The sequence below is a fragment of the Limnohabitans sp. JirII-31 genome, from assembly GCF_002778315.1.
GTDB lineage: Bacteria > Pseudomonadota > Gammaproteobacteria > Burkholderiales > Burkholderiaceae_C > Limnohabitans.
On sequence record NZ_NESA01000006.1, the window covers coordinates 1 to 16,706 of the forward strand.

13 protein-coding genes are annotated in these 16,706 nt (G+C 57.2%); 7 read left to right on the forward strand and 6 right to left on the reverse strand.

The window, feature by feature from the left end; genetic code table 11:
• Both B9Z41_RS17330 and B9Z41_RS08840 read left to right on the forward strand, forming a co-directional pair.
• Window positions 1-90 (forward strand): integrase core domain-containing protein (locus B9Z41_RS17330; protein WP_143474155.1); only part of this gene is annotated, 90 nt, incomplete at its 5' end.
• A gap of 486 nt (window positions 91-576) precedes the next feature.
• Complete coding sequence (locus B9Z41_RS08840) at window positions 577-1,185, forward strand: NnrU family protein (RefSeq protein WP_100146706.1); 609 nt, start codon at window positions 577-579, stop codon at window positions 1,183-1,185.
• 18 nt (window positions 1,186-1,203) lie between these two features.
• On the opposite strand, the gene B9Z41_RS08845 is transcribed toward B9Z41_RS08840, so the two are convergent.
• The 4 genes from B9Z41_RS08845 to aceE form a co-directional block, all read right to left on the reverse strand.
• Window positions 1,204-1,818 (reverse strand): glutathione S-transferase, encoded by a 615-nt coding sequence (locus B9Z41_RS08845; RefSeq protein ID WP_100146707.1) that lies wholly within the window; start codon window positions 1,816-1,818, stop codon window positions 1,204-1,206.
• A 64-nt stretch (window positions 1,819-1,882) separates the two neighbouring features.
• Window positions 1,883-3,733, reverse strand: coding sequence for a dihydrolipoyl dehydrogenase (gene lpdA, locus B9Z41_RS08850; protein WP_100146708.1), 1,851 nt, complete (start codon window positions 3,731-3,733; stop codon window positions 1,883-1,885).
• Between the two features lie 15 nt (window positions 3,734-3,748).
• Entirely contained in the window at window positions 3,749-5,395 is a 1,647-nt protein-coding gene (gene aceF, locus B9Z41_RS08855) for a dihydrolipoyllysine-residue acetyltransferase (RefSeq protein WP_100146709.1), read from the reverse strand.
• A 70-nt stretch (window positions 5,396-5,465) separates the two neighbouring features.
• The gene (gene aceE, locus B9Z41_RS08860; RefSeq protein WP_100146710.1) at window positions 5,466-8,177 is read right to left on the reverse strand and encodes a pyruvate dehydrogenase (acetyl-transferring), homodimeric type; all 2,712 of its coding nucleotides are present in this window, start codon (window positions 8,175-8,177) and stop codon (window positions 5,466-5,468) included.
• 143 nt (window positions 8,178-8,320) lie between these two features.
• Here aceE and B9Z41_RS08865 point away from each other — a divergent pair, with 143 nt between their 5' ends.
• The 4 genes from B9Z41_RS08865 to B9Z41_RS08880 all read left to right on the forward strand — a co-directional run bounded on the left by B9Z41_RS08865 (window position 8,321) and on the right by B9Z41_RS08880 (window position 14,455).
• Window positions 8,321-10,843 carry a PAS domain-containing sensor histidine kinase gene (locus tag B9Z41_RS08865; RefSeq protein ID WP_100146883.1) on the forward strand — a complete coding sequence of 841 codons (2,523 nt, stop codon included), beginning with the start codon at window positions 8,321-8,323 and terminating at the stop codon, window positions 10,841-10,843.
• Window positions 10,840-11,466, forward strand: coding sequence for a response regulator transcription factor (locus B9Z41_RS08870; protein ID WP_100146711.1), 627 nt, complete (start codon window positions 10,840-10,842; stop codon window positions 11,464-11,466). The genes B9Z41_RS08865 and B9Z41_RS08870 overlap by 4 nt, the downstream gene beginning before the upstream one ends.
• A 64-nt stretch (window positions 11,467-11,530) precedes the next feature.
• Complete coding sequence (folD, locus tag B9Z41_RS08875; protein ID WP_100146884.1) at window positions 11,531-12,391, forward strand: bifunctional methylenetetrahydrofolate dehydrogenase/methenyltetrahydrofolate cyclohydrolase FolD; 861 nt, start codon at window positions 11,531-11,533, stop codon at window positions 12,389-12,391.
• A gap of 18 nt (window positions 12,392-12,409) precedes the next feature.
• Entirely contained in the window at window positions 12,410-14,455 is a 2,046-nt protein-coding gene (locus tag B9Z41_RS08880; RefSeq protein ID WP_100146712.1) for a M3 family metallopeptidase, read from the forward strand.
• A 21-nt stretch (window positions 14,456-14,476) separates the two neighbouring features.
• On the opposite strand, the gene rpiA is transcribed toward B9Z41_RS08880, so the two are convergent.
• Window positions 14,477-15,175: a ribose-5-phosphate isomerase RpiA gene (rpiA, locus tag B9Z41_RS08885; protein ID WP_100146713.1), complete on the reverse strand. Its 699-nt coding sequence runs from the start codon at window positions 15,173-15,175 to the stop codon at window positions 14,477-14,479.
• Window positions 15,176-15,216: 41 nt separating this feature from the next.
• Between rpiA and B9Z41_RS08890 the strand changes: the two genes are divergently transcribed.
• Window positions 15,217-16,296, forward strand: coding sequence for a quinone-dependent dihydroorotate dehydrogenase (locus tag B9Z41_RS08890; protein ID WP_100146714.1), 1,080 nt, complete (start codon window positions 15,217-15,219; stop codon window positions 16,294-16,296).
• On the opposite strand, the gene B9Z41_RS08895 is transcribed toward B9Z41_RS08890, so the two are convergent.
• Window positions 16,297-16,683: a C40 family peptidase gene (locus B9Z41_RS08895; RefSeq protein ID WP_158236161.1), complete on the reverse strand. Its 387-nt coding sequence runs from the start codon at window positions 16,681-16,683 to the stop codon at window positions 16,297-16,299. It abuts the gene before it with no gap.
• Window positions 16,684-16,706 lie beyond the last annotated feature (23 nt).

Sequence of the window (16,706 nt, forward strand, 5' to 3'; positions counted from 1 at the left end):
TGGTTCGATGACTACAATTCTTATCACCCGCACAGTGCGTTGGGATATTTGCCACCGACCGTGTTCAGGGAAAAACAATCGGTAACTTGAATATACCGACGGTACTGGATTACAGGGTCAAGACCAAATGCCCACTAAAGTTCGCAAAATCATATTATGGGATTGCCCCGATAATCTTCTTAGATCAAGATCAATTTTTATTTTGAAATATTTTGAATGCTAGGTATGTCGATAGCAAAGTGTTTTACTTCTTTGATGATGGCAAGTCGGTACAAGAACCATGCGCCACCATGCCAATGCTTTCGCCCAGCGTAGGGTGTGTATGGTGCCTACTTTGAACCTTGGACCTTGGTCAAGAACTGGACGAATGAAGAGCTGCTGCTACCCGGCCAAGTGGTGGATCAAGCCTTGATTGCGGCGCTGTGCAGTGAGGACGGTGATGAAGAGGATGGGGAGCGGGCTGAGGGGTGTTACCTTGGGGCGCATTGAGATGCAGGTGTTGTTACCAGAACATTCACCACAGAATGGCCTCAAACTCCTAGAGAATGTCTTTTCTTTCCTTCATCTGGAGTTTGTATGACGTGGTTGATCTTGGGTTTGGTTCTTTTTTTAGGCGCGCATTCAACGCGCATTTTTGCTGAAGGATGGCGAACCAAATCCATCGAGGCCTGGGGTGAAAAGCCGTTCAAAGGGGTCTACGCTTTGGTGTCTTTGTTGGGTTTTTATGCCCTGATCGTTGGCTATGCCCAAGTGCGTCTTGAGCCGGTTGTCATCTGGCAGCCCCCCATCGCGACTCGCCATATCAGTGTGTTGCTGATGTTGTTTGCAAGTATCTTGCTGGTTGCAGCGTACATCCCTGCCAACCATTTCAAAGTGCGCCTGCGCCACCCAATGGTGCTGTCGGTCAAGGTGTGGGCCTTGGCGCATTTGTTGTCAAACGGGAATTTGGCTGATCTGATTTTGTTCGGTGCGTTTTTGGCGTGGTCCGTCATGAACTTCAAATCTGCACGTGCACGTGACCGCATCCAAGCCGAAACACAAGCGCAGGTGTCAGATGAATCTGCGCAACCTGCTCTCCCCAAAACATCTGCCACGCTCATCACAGTCGGCGTTGGTGTTGTTCTTTGGGGGCTGATCACCTTTGTTTTGCATGCTCGGGTGGTCGGCGTTTCGCCGCTGGGTTGAGATGGCAGACTCGTTCAGCTAAAGCACCGGCTTTTTCATCGCCTCGGCAAATAACCCACTCCCCAACCAACCCGCCAGCCATGCCTTCACCGCTGGCAGAGGCAAGGCCTCGAACCACTCGGGGTCAACGGCGGCGAACTGACGCACAAAGGGAAAGATTCCGATGTCTGCCGCACAGGGGCTGGCTCCGCCCAGCTGCGGTTGGCTGTGCAGTTCTTGCTCCAGAGGTTCAAGCAGCACGGCCACAGCTTGCTGAAAGTGATGTTCGCGCATCATGGCATCGGCAAAGCGCTGCGGGTATTTGTAGCGGTCGAGGTGGTGTTTGAAGGGTCCGTCACACGCCTGCTGCAAGGCTACGCTCGACGAAATTTGGGCCCTCGCCCACCACTGGTCTAGGTCGCCACTTTGCTCAAAAGCCCAGCGCATGATGTCCAAGCTTTGCTCCAGTACCGCGCCATTTGGCAGCACCAGCACGGGCACGGTGCCTTTGGGCGACACGGCCAGCATGGCGGACGGCTTGTCACGCAAAGACACCTCACGCGGCTGGTATGTCACACCCGCTTGCAGCAAGGCCATGCGGGCACGCATGGCGTAGGGGCAGCGGCGGTAGGTGTAGAGAAGCGGAGCTGGCATAAGTGATGGAAAAGCCGCCTGGCTTTGCAGCGAGGCGGCTTGTATTTTTGCACTGTGAAGCGGTTTACTTCTTGCTCGGCGGCAAATCCGTGCAACTCCCATGCGCCACTTCTGCCGCCATGCCAATGCTTTCGCCCAGCGTGGGGTGTGGGTGAATGGTTTTGCCGATGTCCACTGCGTCTGCGCCCATCTCAATCGCCAGGGCGATTTCGCCAATCATGTCGCCGGCGTGCGTACCCACCATGCCGCCGCCCAAGATCTTGCCGTGGCCGTGGGCCTCAGGAGAATCGTCAAACAGCAGTTTGGTCACGCCTTCGTCGCGGCCATTGGCAATGGCGCGGCCTGAGGCCGTCCAAGGGAACAGGCCTTTTTTGACCTTGATGCCTTGGGCCTTGGCCTGGTCTTCGGTCAAGCCCACCCATGCCACTTCAGGGTCGGTGTAGGCCACGCTCGGAATGACGCGAGCATTGAAAGCGCTTGCGGCCAATTCTTTGTTGCCTTGAATTTCACCGGCAATGACTTCAGCCGCCACGTGGGCTTCGTGCACAGCCTTGTGCGCCAACATGGGCTGGCCGACGATGTCGCCAATGGCAAAGATGTGCGGCACGTTGGTGCGCATCTGAATGTCGACGTTGATGAAGCCACGGTCGGTCACGGCCACGCCGGCTTTGTCCGCCGCAATCTTCTTGCCATTGGGCGTGCGTCCCACGGCTTGCAACACGAGGTCGTACACCTGCGGCGCGGGGGCCGCAACGCTTGCGTTGCTTCCGTTCTCGCCCTCTTCTGCTGGTGCAAACGTGACTTCAATGCCTTCGGGCAAGGCGCGTGCTGACACGGTCTTGGTTTTGAGCATGATGTTGTCAAAACGCTTGGCATTCATCTTTTGCCAGATCTTCACCAAGTCCCGGTCAGCGCCTTGCATGAGGCCGTCCATCATTTCCACCACGTCCAGGCGTGCGCCCAGCGTGCTGTAAACGGTGCCCATCTCCAGGCCAATGATGCCGCCGCCCAAAATAAGCATGCGCTTGGGCACTTCTTTGAGGGCCAAGGCACCCGTGCTATCGACCACGCGGGGGTCGTTGGGCATGAAAGGTAGACGCACGGCTTGCGAGCCTGCCGCAATGATGGCGCGCTTGAACGCCACCACTTTTTTGGTGCCGGTTTTTTCTTGCGCCGTGCCGCTGGTTTCTTCCACTTCCAGGTGGTTGGCGCCAACGAATGCGCCGTAACCACGCACGGTGGTGACCTTGCGCATCTTGGCCATGGCAGCCAGGCCGCCCGTCAATTTGCCAATGACTTTTTCTTTGTGGCCGCGCAGCTTGTCGATGTTGACCACCGGTGCGCCAAAGTCCACGCCGAGGTCAGCCATATGGCTGACTTCGTCCATCACGGCGGCCACGTGCAACAGGGCTTTGGAAGGAATGCAACCCACGTTCAGGCACACGCCACCCAGGGTGGCATAGCGCTCAACGATGACCACATTGAGCCCTAAGTCTGCGGCACGAAATGCTGCCGAGTAACCGCCAGGGCCACCACCTAGCACAAGCACATCGCACTCGATGTCGGCGGAGCCGCCAAACGACGAGGCAGTGGGTGCTGGCACGGCAGCCACAGGTGCAGCGGCTGTTGTTGCAGCTGGCGCGGGCGAGGGTGCAGCAGCAGGGGCCGCTGAAGCGCCCTCGCCTTCGAGCACCAAGACCACTGAGCCTTGTTTGACTTTGTCACCGAGTTTCACGCGCAGCTCTTTGACCACACCCGCGTGTGACGATGGAATTTCCATCGAAGCTTTGTCGGACTCGACGGTGATGAGCGATTGCTCGGCCTTGACGGTGTCGCCGGGTTTGACCAGCAACTCGATCACAGCCACTTCGTCGAAGTCGCCAATGTCTGGAACTTGAATGTCAATGGATGCCATGTCTGTTCCTTCGCCTTAGAGCAACACGCGACGGAAGTCGCTGAGGATTTGGCCCAAGAAGGCATTGAAGCGTGCAGCAGCCGCGCCGTCGATCACGCGGTGATCCCAGGTCAAGCTCAGTGGCAACATCAAACGGGGCTGGAAAGCCTTGCCGTCCCACACCGGTTCCATGGTGCTCTTGCACACACCCAAGATGGCCACTTCAGGCGCATTGATGATGGGGGTGAAGTACTTGCCGCCAATGCCGCCCAAGCTTGAGATGGTGAAGGTGGCACCGGTCATTTCAGCGGGGCCGAGTTTGCCGTCGCGCGCTTTCTTGGCCAGCTCAGACATTTCTTGGCTGATTTGCAGCACGCCTTTTTTGTCGCAATCGCGGATGACGGGAACCATCAACCCATTGGGCGTGTCAGCGGCAAAGCCGATGTGCCAGTAGTTTTTGTAAACCAGTGCATCACCATCCAAGCTGCTGTTGAATTCAGGGTACTTCTTGAGTGCAGCCACACAGGCCTTGATCAAGAAAGCCAGCATGGTGACTTTGACGCCCGACTTCTCGTTTTCTTTGTTGGTCGAGACGCGGAAGGCTTCGAGGTCGGTGATGTCTGCGTCGTCATGGTTGGTGACAGCAGGAATCATCACCGCGTTGCGCAACAGGTTGGCTCCGCTGATCTTCTTGATGCGCCCCATCTCCTTGCGCTCAATGGGACCGAACTTGGCAAAGTCAACCTTGGGCCAAGGAATGAGGCCCAAACCAGCACCATCGCCACCGCCAGCAGGTGCTTTGGCAGCCTGTGCTTTGGTTTGGGTGGCACCCGACATGACGGCCTTGGTGAAGGCTTGCACGTCGTCTTGGGTGATGCGGCCTTTGGGGCCTTGGCCCTTGACCTCTTCCAGTGGCACACCCAGTTCACGCGCAAACTTGCGCACCGAAGGCGAGGCATGGGGCAAGCCCAGCGTCGAGGCACCGGGTGCGTGCGCTGGGGCGGCCACGACGGCTGCGGCCACAGCCACTGCGGTGGGCGCAGAGACGGCAGCGGGCGCAGCGGCGACCGCAGCAGCCACAGGGGCTGCCACAGCGGCAGTAGCAACAGCCACACTGCCTTCCAAAATGGCCAGCAAGTCACCGATGTTGACCTTGTCACCCACTTTGACTTTGAGCTCTTTGAGCACACCGGCGTGTGAGGATGGAATTTCCATCGAAGCTTTGTCAGACTCCACCGTGATGAGCGATTGCTCAACCTTGATGGTGTCACCCGGTTTGACGAACACTTCAATGACGGCCACGTCTTTGAAGTCGCCAATGTCTGGCACATGAATTTCAATCAAGCCTGAGGCTGTTGGGGCTGCGGCGGGAGCCACGACAGCCACAGGGGCGGCGGCGGCTGCGGGCAGTGCCGACGCCACGGCTGCGGCGGCTGCGGCAGCACCTGCAGCCTCCACCACCAAGACCACCGAGCCTTCTTTGACCTTGTCACCCAACTTCACGCGCAGTTCTTTGACCACACCGGCGGTGCTGGATGGAATTTCCATCGAGGCCTTGTCGGACTCCACCGTGATCAAGGACTGCTCAGCCTTGACGGTGTCGCCCACCTTGACCAGCAGTTCAATGACTGCGACTTCATCGAAATCCCCAATGTCTGGGACTTTTACTTCTACCAATGCCATGTTTGTCTCACTTAGTATGTTGAGGACAGAGCAAAGCTTGCAGCTTTGGACAGTCCCACAAAGTTATTCATTAAGCGTAAAGCGGGTTGATTTTGTCGACTTTGATGCCGTACTTTTTGATCGCTTCAGCCACTTGGCTCACCGGCACGGTGCCGTCTTCGCTCAGCGCCTTGAGTGCCGCCACGACGATGTAGTGACGGTTGATTTCAAAGTGCTCGCGCAGTTTGCTGCGGAAGTCGCTGCGGCCAAAACCATCGGTGCCCAACACTTTGTAGGTGCGACCCTTTGGAATGAACGGGCGAATTTGCTCGGCATAGGCCTTCATGTAGTCGGTCGATGCCACCACTGGCCCGGTGTACGGGTCGAGCTGTGCGGTCACAAACGGCACTTTCGGTGCGTCTGTCGGGTGCAACAGGTTGTAACGCTCGGCGTCTTGACCGTCGCGGGTCAATTCGTTGAAGCTCGGGCAGCTCCACACGTTGGCTGCCACGCCCCAGTCGGCGGCCAGCAAGTCGCGGGCTGCAATGGATTCGCGCAAGATGGTGCCCGAGCCCAACAGGTTGACGCGAGGCGCTTTCTTGGCGCCTTCACCTTGTTGCAACAAGTACATGCCTTTGATGATTTGCTCTTCGGTACCAGCCTTGAGGCCTGGCATGGCGTAGTTCTCGTTCAACAAGGTCAGGTAGTAGAAGACGTTGTCTTGCTTCTCGACCATGCGCTTCAAACCGTGGTGCAGGATGATGCCCACTTCGTGTGCGAAGGTCGGGTCATACGACACGCAGTTCGGAATGGTGTTGGCCATGATGTGGCTGTGACCGTCTTCGTGCTGCAAGCCTTCGCCGTTCAAGGTGGTACGGCCCGAGGTGCCGCCCAACAAGAAGCCACGTGCTTGCATGTCGCCAGCTGCCCAGGCCAAGTCGCCAATGCGCTGGAAGCCAAACATCGAGTAGTACACGTAGAACGGCACCATGATGCGGTTACTGGTGGAGTAGCTGGTGGCCGCTGCAATCCAGCTCGACATGCCGCCGGCTTCGTTGATGCCTTCTTGCAAGATCTGGCCCGCCACGTCTTCCTTGTAATACATGACCTGGTCTTTATCGACCGGGGTGTACTGCTGGCCGGCAGGGTTGTAAATACCGATTTGACGGAACAAGCCTTCCATACCAAAGGTACGGGCCTCGTCCACCAAAATAGGCACCACACGTGGACCCAAAGCTTGGTCACGCAGCAACTGCGTGAGAAAGCGCACATAGGCTTGGGTGGTCGAGATTTCACGGCCTTCGGCGGTGGGCTCCATCACCGATTTGAAAATGTCCAACGAGGGAACCGTGAAGCTTTCTTCGGCTTTGGTGCGGCGGTGCGGCAAGTACCCACCCAAGGCCTTACGGCGTTCGTGCAGGTAACGCATTTCAGGCGTGTCGTCAGCGGGCTTGTAGAAAGGAATCTTGGACAACTCGCTGTCGGGGACCGGAATGTTGAAGCGGTCACGCATGTACTTGATGTCTTCGTCCGTGAGCTTCTTGGTTTGGTGAACGTTGTTCTTGCCCTCGCCCGCTTTACCCATGCCAAAACCTTTGACGGTTTTGATCAACAACACGGTGGGTTGGCCTTTGTGGTTCACCGCCTGGTGGTAGGCGGCATACACCTTTTGGGGGTCGTGGCCACCGCGCTTGAGGTTCCAAATTTCGTCGTCGCTCATGTGCGCCACCATCTCCAGGGTGCGTGGATCACGACCAAAGAAATGTTTGCGCACGTAAGCGCCATCGTTGGCTTTGAAGGCTTGGTAGTCGCCATCCAAGGTTTCCATCATCAGTTTGCGCAAGGCACCGTCTTTGTCGCGGGCCAAGAGTGGGTCCCACTCGCTGCCCCACAACAGTTTGATCACGTTCCAGCCTGAACCACGGAATTCGCCTTCGAGCTCTTGCACGATCTTGCCGTTGCCACGCACGGGGCCGTCCAGGCGCTGCAAGTTGCAGTTCACCACAAAGATCAGGTTGTCGAGCTTTTCGCGAGCGGCCAAACCAATCGCACCCAAAGACTCGACTTCGTCCATTTCACCGTCGCCACAGAACACCCACACTTTGCGGTTTTCTGTGTTGGCAATACCACGGGCATGCAAGTACTTCAAAAAGCGCGCTTGGTAAATGGCCATCAAAGGCCCGAGGCCCATAGAGACGGTGGGGAACTGCCAAAACTCAGGCATGAGTTTGGGGTGTGGGTAGCTGGAGAGGCCGTTGCCGTCCACCTCTTGGCGGAAGTTGAGCAATTGCTCTTCGGTCAAACGCCCTTCTAGGTAAGCACGGGCGTAAACACCGGGCGACACGTGGCCCTGGATGTACAGGCAGTCACCGCCATGGTTTTCGTTTTCTGCGTGCCAAAAGTGATTGAAGCCTGCACCGAACATGTGGGCCAACGAGGCAAACGAACCGATGTGGCCACCTAAGTCGCCGCCGTCTTCAGGGTTGTGGCGGTTGGCTTTAACCACCATGGCCATGGCGTTCCAGCGCATGTAGGCGCGAAGTCGCTCTTCGATTTCGATGTTGCCCGGGCAATGCGCCTCTTGGCTGGGTTCGATGGTGTTGACGTAGCCCGTGTTGGCTGAGAACGGCATGTCGATGCTGCTCTCGCGCGCGTGTTCTAGCAACTGTTCCAACAAGAAGTGCGCACGCTCGGGGCCTTCTGCGTTGATGACAGCGGACAGAGCGTCCATCCATTCACGTGTCTCTTGTGTGTCTGCATCATTCGTGGCAAATGTGCGCAGGTCGTTGGGTTGTGCTGACATGCTTGTCTCCTAGTGTTGGCACTTGTTTCGATCGACTGTAACTAATTGTCACATAAAAAATATAAATTTCAAATTGCGGTCATTGATTTCTTATTATGAAATTCAACAATCAAAACGCGGAGCACACGCTAAACTCAAGGCACATGTTCAAACAACGTTTATCCACCCCATTTCAACCCTTGGTCGCCCGCTGGAACCGATGGTGGCGACAGCAAAGCCCAAGCAAACAAGACCGTTTCGCATTGATGGGGCCATTGGCTGCCGTGGTGTTGTTTTTGGTTGCCATCACCACGGCACTTTGGTATTTGAAGTACGAAGAACTCGACCGCGAGCAAGAGATCGTTCGCCGCGACGTGGAGTACGCCCAGCAGCGCTTGCGTTTGCGTTTGCTGGAACGCCAGGAACAGATCATGCGCATCGCGCGTGATGTCGCTAACCGCGAAACCAATCCACAAGAGTTTGTCAGCGAAGCTAACTCACTGTTAGACCAAAGCCCCGAGCTATCGAGTCTGACGTGGCTCGACACACGCCGTCGCGTACGTGCCACCGACTCCAGCGCAAGTGCCAATCCAGCCATGATTCACCAAACAGGTGATGTGCTGACGCAAACCGAAACCAAAGACACTTTTGATTTGGCCCATGCATTGCTACAGCCGGTCTATTCACAGCCGATCAAGCAAGCCACCGCCTTGCAGGGTCAGGTCAGCCAATTGCAGTTGCAAGTACCCATCGTCAACCACACCAAGTTTGAAGGTGTGATCTTGGCGGAGTACCCGTTGGATGGCATTTTTCGCTACGTCGTGCCCAACGAGATCACGAGCAAATACGCGGTGTCTCTGCGTGATGTGAACAACACCGTGTTGGCGGGGCAAGCCAACATGCCGGGTCCCAAGGTCAGCGAGGTGCTGCCCTGGCTCAACCGCACCAACGACTACGAAGTACCTGTCACGCCCGTGGGTTATGCGCTCACCTTGCATGCGCGGGCTTACCGCACCTCACAAGGCCTGATTGGCAATGGCGTGTTCTGGTTGGTGACCGCCTTGAGTTTGATGACGGCCTGGATGTTGATTGGCACCTGGCGTCACACACGACGCCGTGTGCAAGCTCAGCAAGCCTTGGTGGCAGAGACTAACTTTCGTCGCGCCATGGAAAACTCGGTGCTCACCGGCATGCGCGCCATGGACCTCAAAGGTCGCATCACTTATGTGAACACGGCGTTTTGCCAAATGACGGGGTGGACCGAGGAGGAGTTGGTGGGGTGTACACCCCCCTTCCCTTACTGGCCAGACCAAGACAGGGTGAGTCTGGAGCAAAAGCTGCAACTCGAGCTACAGGGCAACACCACATCCAGTGGGTTTCAGGTGCGCGTCAAGCGCAAAGACGGCCATTTGTTTGACGCACGTTTGTATGTGTCACCACTGATTGATGCCTTGGGGCAGCAAACGGGCTGGATGACATCCATGACCGACATCACCGAACCCAACCGCATTCGCGAGCAGTTGTCAGCGTCGCATGACCGCTTCACCACCGTGCTGGAAGGCTTGGACGCATCCGTCTCGGTGGCCCCGCTAGGCAGTCAAGAACTGCTGTTTGCCAACAAGCTGTATCGACAATGGTTTCAGGTGTCTAGCGAAGGGCACCTCAGCTTGGTCGCTCAAGCTGGGCAGCCTAAGCAAGTGCCGTATGAAGAAAACGGCAACCAGAACGGTGAGGCCGATGACCCTCTGGTCGGCTTTCCTACCGACGAGTTGACCGAAGGCTCCAGTGAGAACGCCGAAATTTATGTGCCCTCGCTGAACAAATGGCTGGAGGTGCGTTCACGCTACCTGAATTGGGTCGATGGACGTTTGGCTCAAATGGTGATTGCGACCGACATCACGCCGCGCCGCCAAGCAGAAGAACAATCTCAGGCACAGGCGGAACGCGCACAGTCGGCCAGCCGCTTGATCACCATGGGTGAAATGGCGTCCAGCGTGGCGCATGAACTGAATCAGCCGCTGACAGCCATCAACAATTACTGCAACGGCATGGTCTCGCGCATCAAGTCAAACAATTTGATGGAAGAGGACCTGCTCAAAGCCTTGGAAAAAACCGCACATCAGGCGCAACGCGCGGGGCAGATCATTCAGCGCATCCGCACCTTTGTGAAGCGCAGCGAGCCCAACCGCACGGAGTCGGATGTGGCGCACATGGTGACGGAAGCGGTTGAATTGGCAGACATTGAATTGCGCCGTCGCCAGGTGCGCCTGACCCAGGTGGTGGCGGCACGGGTGCCAAAACTCCACGTCGATCCCATCTTGATTGAACAAGTGCTGGTCAATTTGATGAAGAACGCCGCCGAATCGGTGGACCTGGCCCAGCGCCCGATGCCTGGACGCAATGTGGAACTCAAAGTGGTGCCCCGTGTCGAAGAAGGACAACCCGTGGTGGAGTTTTCGGTCAGTGACACTGGGCGCGGCCTCGCCCCTGAAGTGATGGAGCGCTTGTTTGAAGCCTTCTTCTCGACCAAACCGGAAGGTATGGGCATTGGCCTGAATTTGTGCCGCAGCATCGTCGAATCTCACCAGGGCAGGATGAAAGCTGAGAACCTCTACAATGCGAACGAAATTACGGGCTGCCGCTTTTCCTTCTGGATACCGGCCCGTACCGTCGGAGCATCTGCATGAGTTTGATTCCCAAAAAAGGTACGGTCTACGTCGTTGATGATGACGAGGCTGTGCGCGATTCGTTGCAATGGTTGTTAGAGGGCAAGGACTACCGCGTCCGCTGCTTTGATTCCGCTGAAACTTTTTTGAGCCGCTATGACGCGCGTGAAGTGGCCTGCTTGATTGTTGACATCCGCATGGGTGGCATGACAGGCCTGGAACTGCAAGACAAACTGATCGAGCGCAAATCTCCTTTGCCCATTGTGTTCATTACCGGCCACGGCGATGTGCCCATGGCTGTGAACACCATGAAAAAAGGGGCCATGGACTTCATCCAAAAGCCCTTCAAAGAAGACGAGCTCGTCAGCTTGGTCGAGCGCATGCTGGAGCACGCCAAAGACGCCTTTGCCGACTTCCAGCAAGCGGCCAGCCGTGATGCCTTGATGGCCAAGCTGACCGGACGTGAAGCCCAAGTGCTAGAGCGCATCGTGGCCGGACGTCTGAACAAGCAAATTGCCGACGATTTGGGCATCAGCATCAAAACGGTGGAAGCGCACCGCGCCAACATCATGGAAAAGCTCAATGCCAACACCGTGGCCGACTTGTTGAAAACGGCCTTGGGTCAAACTGCCGCCAAAGCCTGAGTCCCCGGCCTTTCACGTAACCATGACGCCCGTTCTCTACGGGCGTTTTCACTTCTCTTTGACCATGACCGCACAACGCATCGACGGCAACGCCCTCTCTCAACAACTGCGCGCCCAAGTGGCCGCAGACACCGCAGCGCTCAAGGCCCAAGGCCTCACCCCTGGCTTGGCCGTGGTACTGGTGGGCGACAACCCTGCCAGCCAGGTCTATGTGCGCAACAAGGTCAAGGCCTGTCAAGATGCGGGTTTGCATTCGGTGCTTGAAAAATACGAGGCCACGATGAGCGAGGCTGATTTGTTGGCGCGTGTCGAAGCGCTCAACAACGACCCACTCATCCACGGGATCTTGGTGCAACTGCCCTTGCCTGCTCACATCGACGCACAAAAGGTGATTGAAGCCATCAGCCCAGCCAAGGACGTGGACGGTTTTCACATCGCCAGCGCAGGTGCTTTGATGACGGGCATGCCAGGGTTTTGGCCCTGTACGCCTTATGGCTGTATGAAGATGCTCGAGAGCATTGGCTACAACTTGCGCGGCAAGCATGCGGTGGTGATTGGCCGCAGCAACATCGTGGGCAAACCCATGGCGCTGATGCTGTTGCAACAAAACGCCACAGTCACCATTTGCCACAGCGCCACGCCCGACCTGAAGGTGCACACCTTGCAGGCCGACGTGATCGTGGCGGCGGTGGGCAAGCGCAATGTGCTGACGGCAGACATGGTCAAACCCGGTGCCGTGGTGCTGGACGTGGGCATGAACCGCAATGCAGAAGGCAAGCTGTGTGGCGATGTCGACTTTGACGGTGTGAGCCAAGTGGCCAGCTACATCACCCCCGTGCCAGGAGGTGTGGGCCCAATGACCATCACCATGTTGCTGGTGAACACCTTGGAATCGGCCAAGCGGGCCTTATCTGCTCAGCACTGAATCAAAGAAATTTTCTACATGTCACACGCCAACCCGCTGCTCAATTTCACAGACCATCCCCTGTTTGACGCCATTCGGCCTGAGCACATTGCACCGGCGCTTGACCCGCTGCTGGCCGATGCCAACCTGGCCCTCGAAAAAGTCACCGCCGCCGAGTTTCCTGCGGATTGGCAAGCGATTGCCGGCGTGCTGGATGTGGCCACTGAAAAGCTCAGCCGTGCGTGGGGCGCCATCAGCCATTTGCACTCGGTGGCCGACACACCCGAGTTGCGCGCCGCATATACCGAAGCCTTGCCATGCGTGACCGAGTTTTGGACCCGTCTGGGGGCTGATGAACGCTTGTACGCCAAGTACAAAGCTGTTCCCCTGAGCAGCCTCAACGCCGAGCAGCAACGCGCCCACACACTGGCCATGCGCAACTTTGTGCTGTCAGGTGCAGAGCTTGAAGGCGCAGCCAAAGAGCGCTTTGCCGCCATTCAAGAGCGCCTGGCGGAGGTGAGCCAAAAGTTCAGCGAGAACGTGCTGGACGCAACCGACCAGTGGTCGCTCGTCGTCAATGCCGATGCGTTGGCTGGCGTGCCTGACGATGTGTTGCAGGCCACACGCGCCGCCGCTGACAAAGACGGCGTGGCCGGTCACAAATTGAATTTGAAAATGCCCTGCTATCTGCCGGTGATGCAGTTTGCCCACAGCTCCGCCTTGCGCGAAAAGCTCTACCGCGCCTACGCCACGCGGGCCTCTGACCAATCAGAAGCGGTGCAAGCGGGCAAGACCGAGCAAGACAACACGCCCTGGATCCAAGACATCTTGACGCTGCGCCAAGAAGAAGCACAGCTGTTGGGTTACGCCAACCACGCCGAAGTCTCGTTGGCAACGAAGATGGCCCAATCGCCCGCCGAGGTGATGGCCTTCTTGCGTGACCTGGCACAACGTGCCCGTCCCTTTGCTGAAAAAGATGTGGCCGAAATGCGCGCCTTTGCCGCCGAGCACCTGAACCTGGCAGAACCTCAAGCCTGGGACTGGCCCTACATCGGGGAAAAGCTCAAAGAAGCGCGCTACGCCTTCAGCGAGCAAGAGGTCAAGCCCTACTTCACAGCGCCTAAGGTATTGGCAGGTTTGTTCAAAATTGTGGAGACCTTGTTTGAAGTGAGCATCCGTCGCGACAGCGCACCGGTGTGGCACCCTGCGGTCGAGTTTTACCGGATTGAACGTGCAGGTCAGTTGGTCGGTCAGTTCTACCTCGACCCAGGGTCGCGCTCAGGCAAACGCGGCGGCGCTTGGATGGACGACGTCCGCGCCCGCTGGCTGCGCCCCGACAACCAACAACTACAAACCCCCGTGGCGCATTTGGTGTGTAACTTTGCTGAGGGCGTGGGTGGCAAACCACCCCTGCTCACACACGACGATGTGATCACCCTGTTCCACGAATGTGGGCATGGCTTACACCACCTGCTCACCCAAATTAACGAGCGCGATGTGTCTGGCATCAGCGGTGTGGAATGGGATGCGGTGGAGCTGCCCAGCCAATTCATGGAAAACTTTTGCTGGGAATGGAGCGTGCTGCGCCACATGACAGCACATGTGGACACGGGCGAACCCCTGCCACGCGCACTGTTCGACAAAATGCTGGCCGCCAAGAACTTCCAAAGTGGTTTGCAAACCTTGCGTCAAATTGAGTTCTCGTTGTTCGACATGCGCTTGCATACCGAACCATCTGCCGCCCAAGACGTGATGCAGGTGCTGCGCGAGGTGCGTGCTGAGGTGGCCGTGCTGCCCTCACCCAACTGGGGGCGCACGCCGCATACCTTTAGCCACATCTTTGCGGGTGGTTATTCCGCTGGCTATTACAGCTACAAGTGGGCCGAGGTGCTGAGCGCCGATGCTTACGCTGCCTTTGAAGAAACCGTGGGTGCCGACGGTGAGCCCAGTGTGGAGACGGGTCGCCGTTATCGCAGGGAAATTTTGGAAGCCGGGGGCAGTCGCCCGGCCATGGCGTCGTTCAAAGCGTTTCGTGGCCGCGAGCCAAAACTGGATGCTTTGTTGCGCCACCAAGGTATGGCCTGAGAAAACCTTGAAACATCAGGCTTAGAACTTCAAGGTCTTGACGCCTGTCAAGGTGCCCAGCAAACACACTTGGGCTTTTTGATGGGCAAAGACCCCGACCGTCACCACGCCAGGCCATTGGCTGACCACGGTTTCAAAGGTCAAGGGATCGTCAATTTTCAGGCCTGTCACGTCGACGATGTGCTGCCCGTTGTCAGTGACCAGCGCTTGGCCATTTTTCAAACGCACCGTGGCCATGCCGCCCATGGCTGCGAATTGGCGGATCACACGGGCAGTGGCCATGGGAATGACCTCCACCGGCAATGGAAAAGCACCCAAGGTGTCGACCAATTTGCTCTCATCCGCAATGCAAACAAACATCTTGGACTGAGCCGCCACAATCTTTTCGCGGGTCAATGCCGCACCCCCGCCTTTGACCATGTAACCCTGGTGATCAATCTCGTCGGCACCGTCGATGTAGACCGACAAACTGTCCACGTCTGACGCTTCAAACACCGCAATGCCACAAGCCTTGAGACGTTCGGTGGACGCGACAGAGCTGGACACCGCACCTTTGATTTGGTCTTTGATGGTCGCCAGTGCATCGATGAATTTGTTCACCGTCGACCCCGTGCCCACGCCGACCACCTCGCCGGGCACCACGTATTGCAAGGCAGCTTGGCCAACCAAGGTTTTGAGTTCGTCTTGGCTCAAGGGGGCAGAAGATGTGGGGGTGCTCATGGGCGAAAATCCAGGGTTCAATTCAAAGCTTGAGATTATCCATGTCGTTGTTCCCCTATTCGTTGGCCCGCCCCGTTCTGTTTTCGATGGATGCAGAAACCGCACACGATCTCACCTTGTCGATGCTGGCGCGCACGCAAAACACACCGCTGCAATGGGCCTACGGCCAATCGCGCATCGCCGACCCCATCACCCTGGCCGGCTTGACGTTTCCCAACCGTGTGGGCTTGGGCGCAGGGCTAGACAAAAACGCGCGCTGCATCGACGGCTTGGCCGCAATTGGGTTTGGCTTTGTGGAGGTGGGAACGGTCACCCCCAAGGGACAGCCAGGGAACCCCAAACCACGTATGTTTCGCTTGCCGCAAGCCAACGCACTGATCAACCGCCTGGGCTTCAACAACGAGGGCTTGGAAGCTTTTATTGCCAACGTCCAACAAGCCAAGTTCCGCCAACACAGTGGCACGCCCATGTTGCTGGGTTTGAACATTGGCAAAAACGGAGCCACCCCGAATGAGCGTGCCGCCGATGATTACCTGACTTGCCTAGACGGCGTCTACCCCTATGCAGACTACGTGACAGTCAATATCTCTAGCCCCAACACCAAAAACTTGCGCGCCCTGCAAAGCGATGAGGCCCTGGATGCGCTCATCAGCACCTTGGCCAAACGACGCGACACTTTGGCGCAGCAATACAACAAGCAAGTGCCGGTGTTCATCAAGATCGCCCCCGATTTGGATGAAGCCCAAGTGGCCGTGATTGCGGCCACCCTGCAACGCCATTGCATGACCCGTGGGCAATCCGCCGCGACGGCCTCTTGGGGCGTGGTGGCCACCAACACCACCATTGCCCGCGATGCGGTGCAAGGACTGCCCTTCGGGGAAGAAACTGGCGGGCTGTCTGGTGCGCCGGTGTTTGAGAAAAGCAATGCAGTGATTCGTCAATTGCGCGCGGCCTTAGGGCCAGATGTCCCCATCATTGGGGTGGGCGGAATTTTCAGCGGCACAGATGCCGTGGCAAAAATCAAGGCCGGGGCTAATGTGGTTCAGATCTACACCGGGTTGATTTACAAGGGACCGGCGTTGGTGAAAGAGGCCGCACGGGCCATCCGCGATCAAGCCTGATCAAGCCAATAGGGTTCGGTAGCCTTGAAAGCGCCGAGCCCAATAACGCCGACTCAGTAACTCAGCGGTAACGCCCGTTTTTTCGTTGGCAGCATGGATGAATTTGTCCGATCCGATGTAGATGCCCACATGAGAAAACGGACTGCCCAGGGTGTTGAAAAAAACCAAGTCACCCGGACTGGCTTGCTCTGGCGGAACCACGCGCGCAGCACGCGCCATGTCAAAGGCACTGCCTTTGATGGCGATGCCAGCCGACTCTTGGTAGACAAAGCTCACCAGGCCTGAGCAATCAAACCCGGTGTGCAGCTTTTTACCGCCATAGGTGTACCCCCGATCCAGCATGGCCATGGCATGCATCACGATGTCTTGTCGCTTGGAAGAGCGCACCTGACTTGGCGATGGTTCCTGAC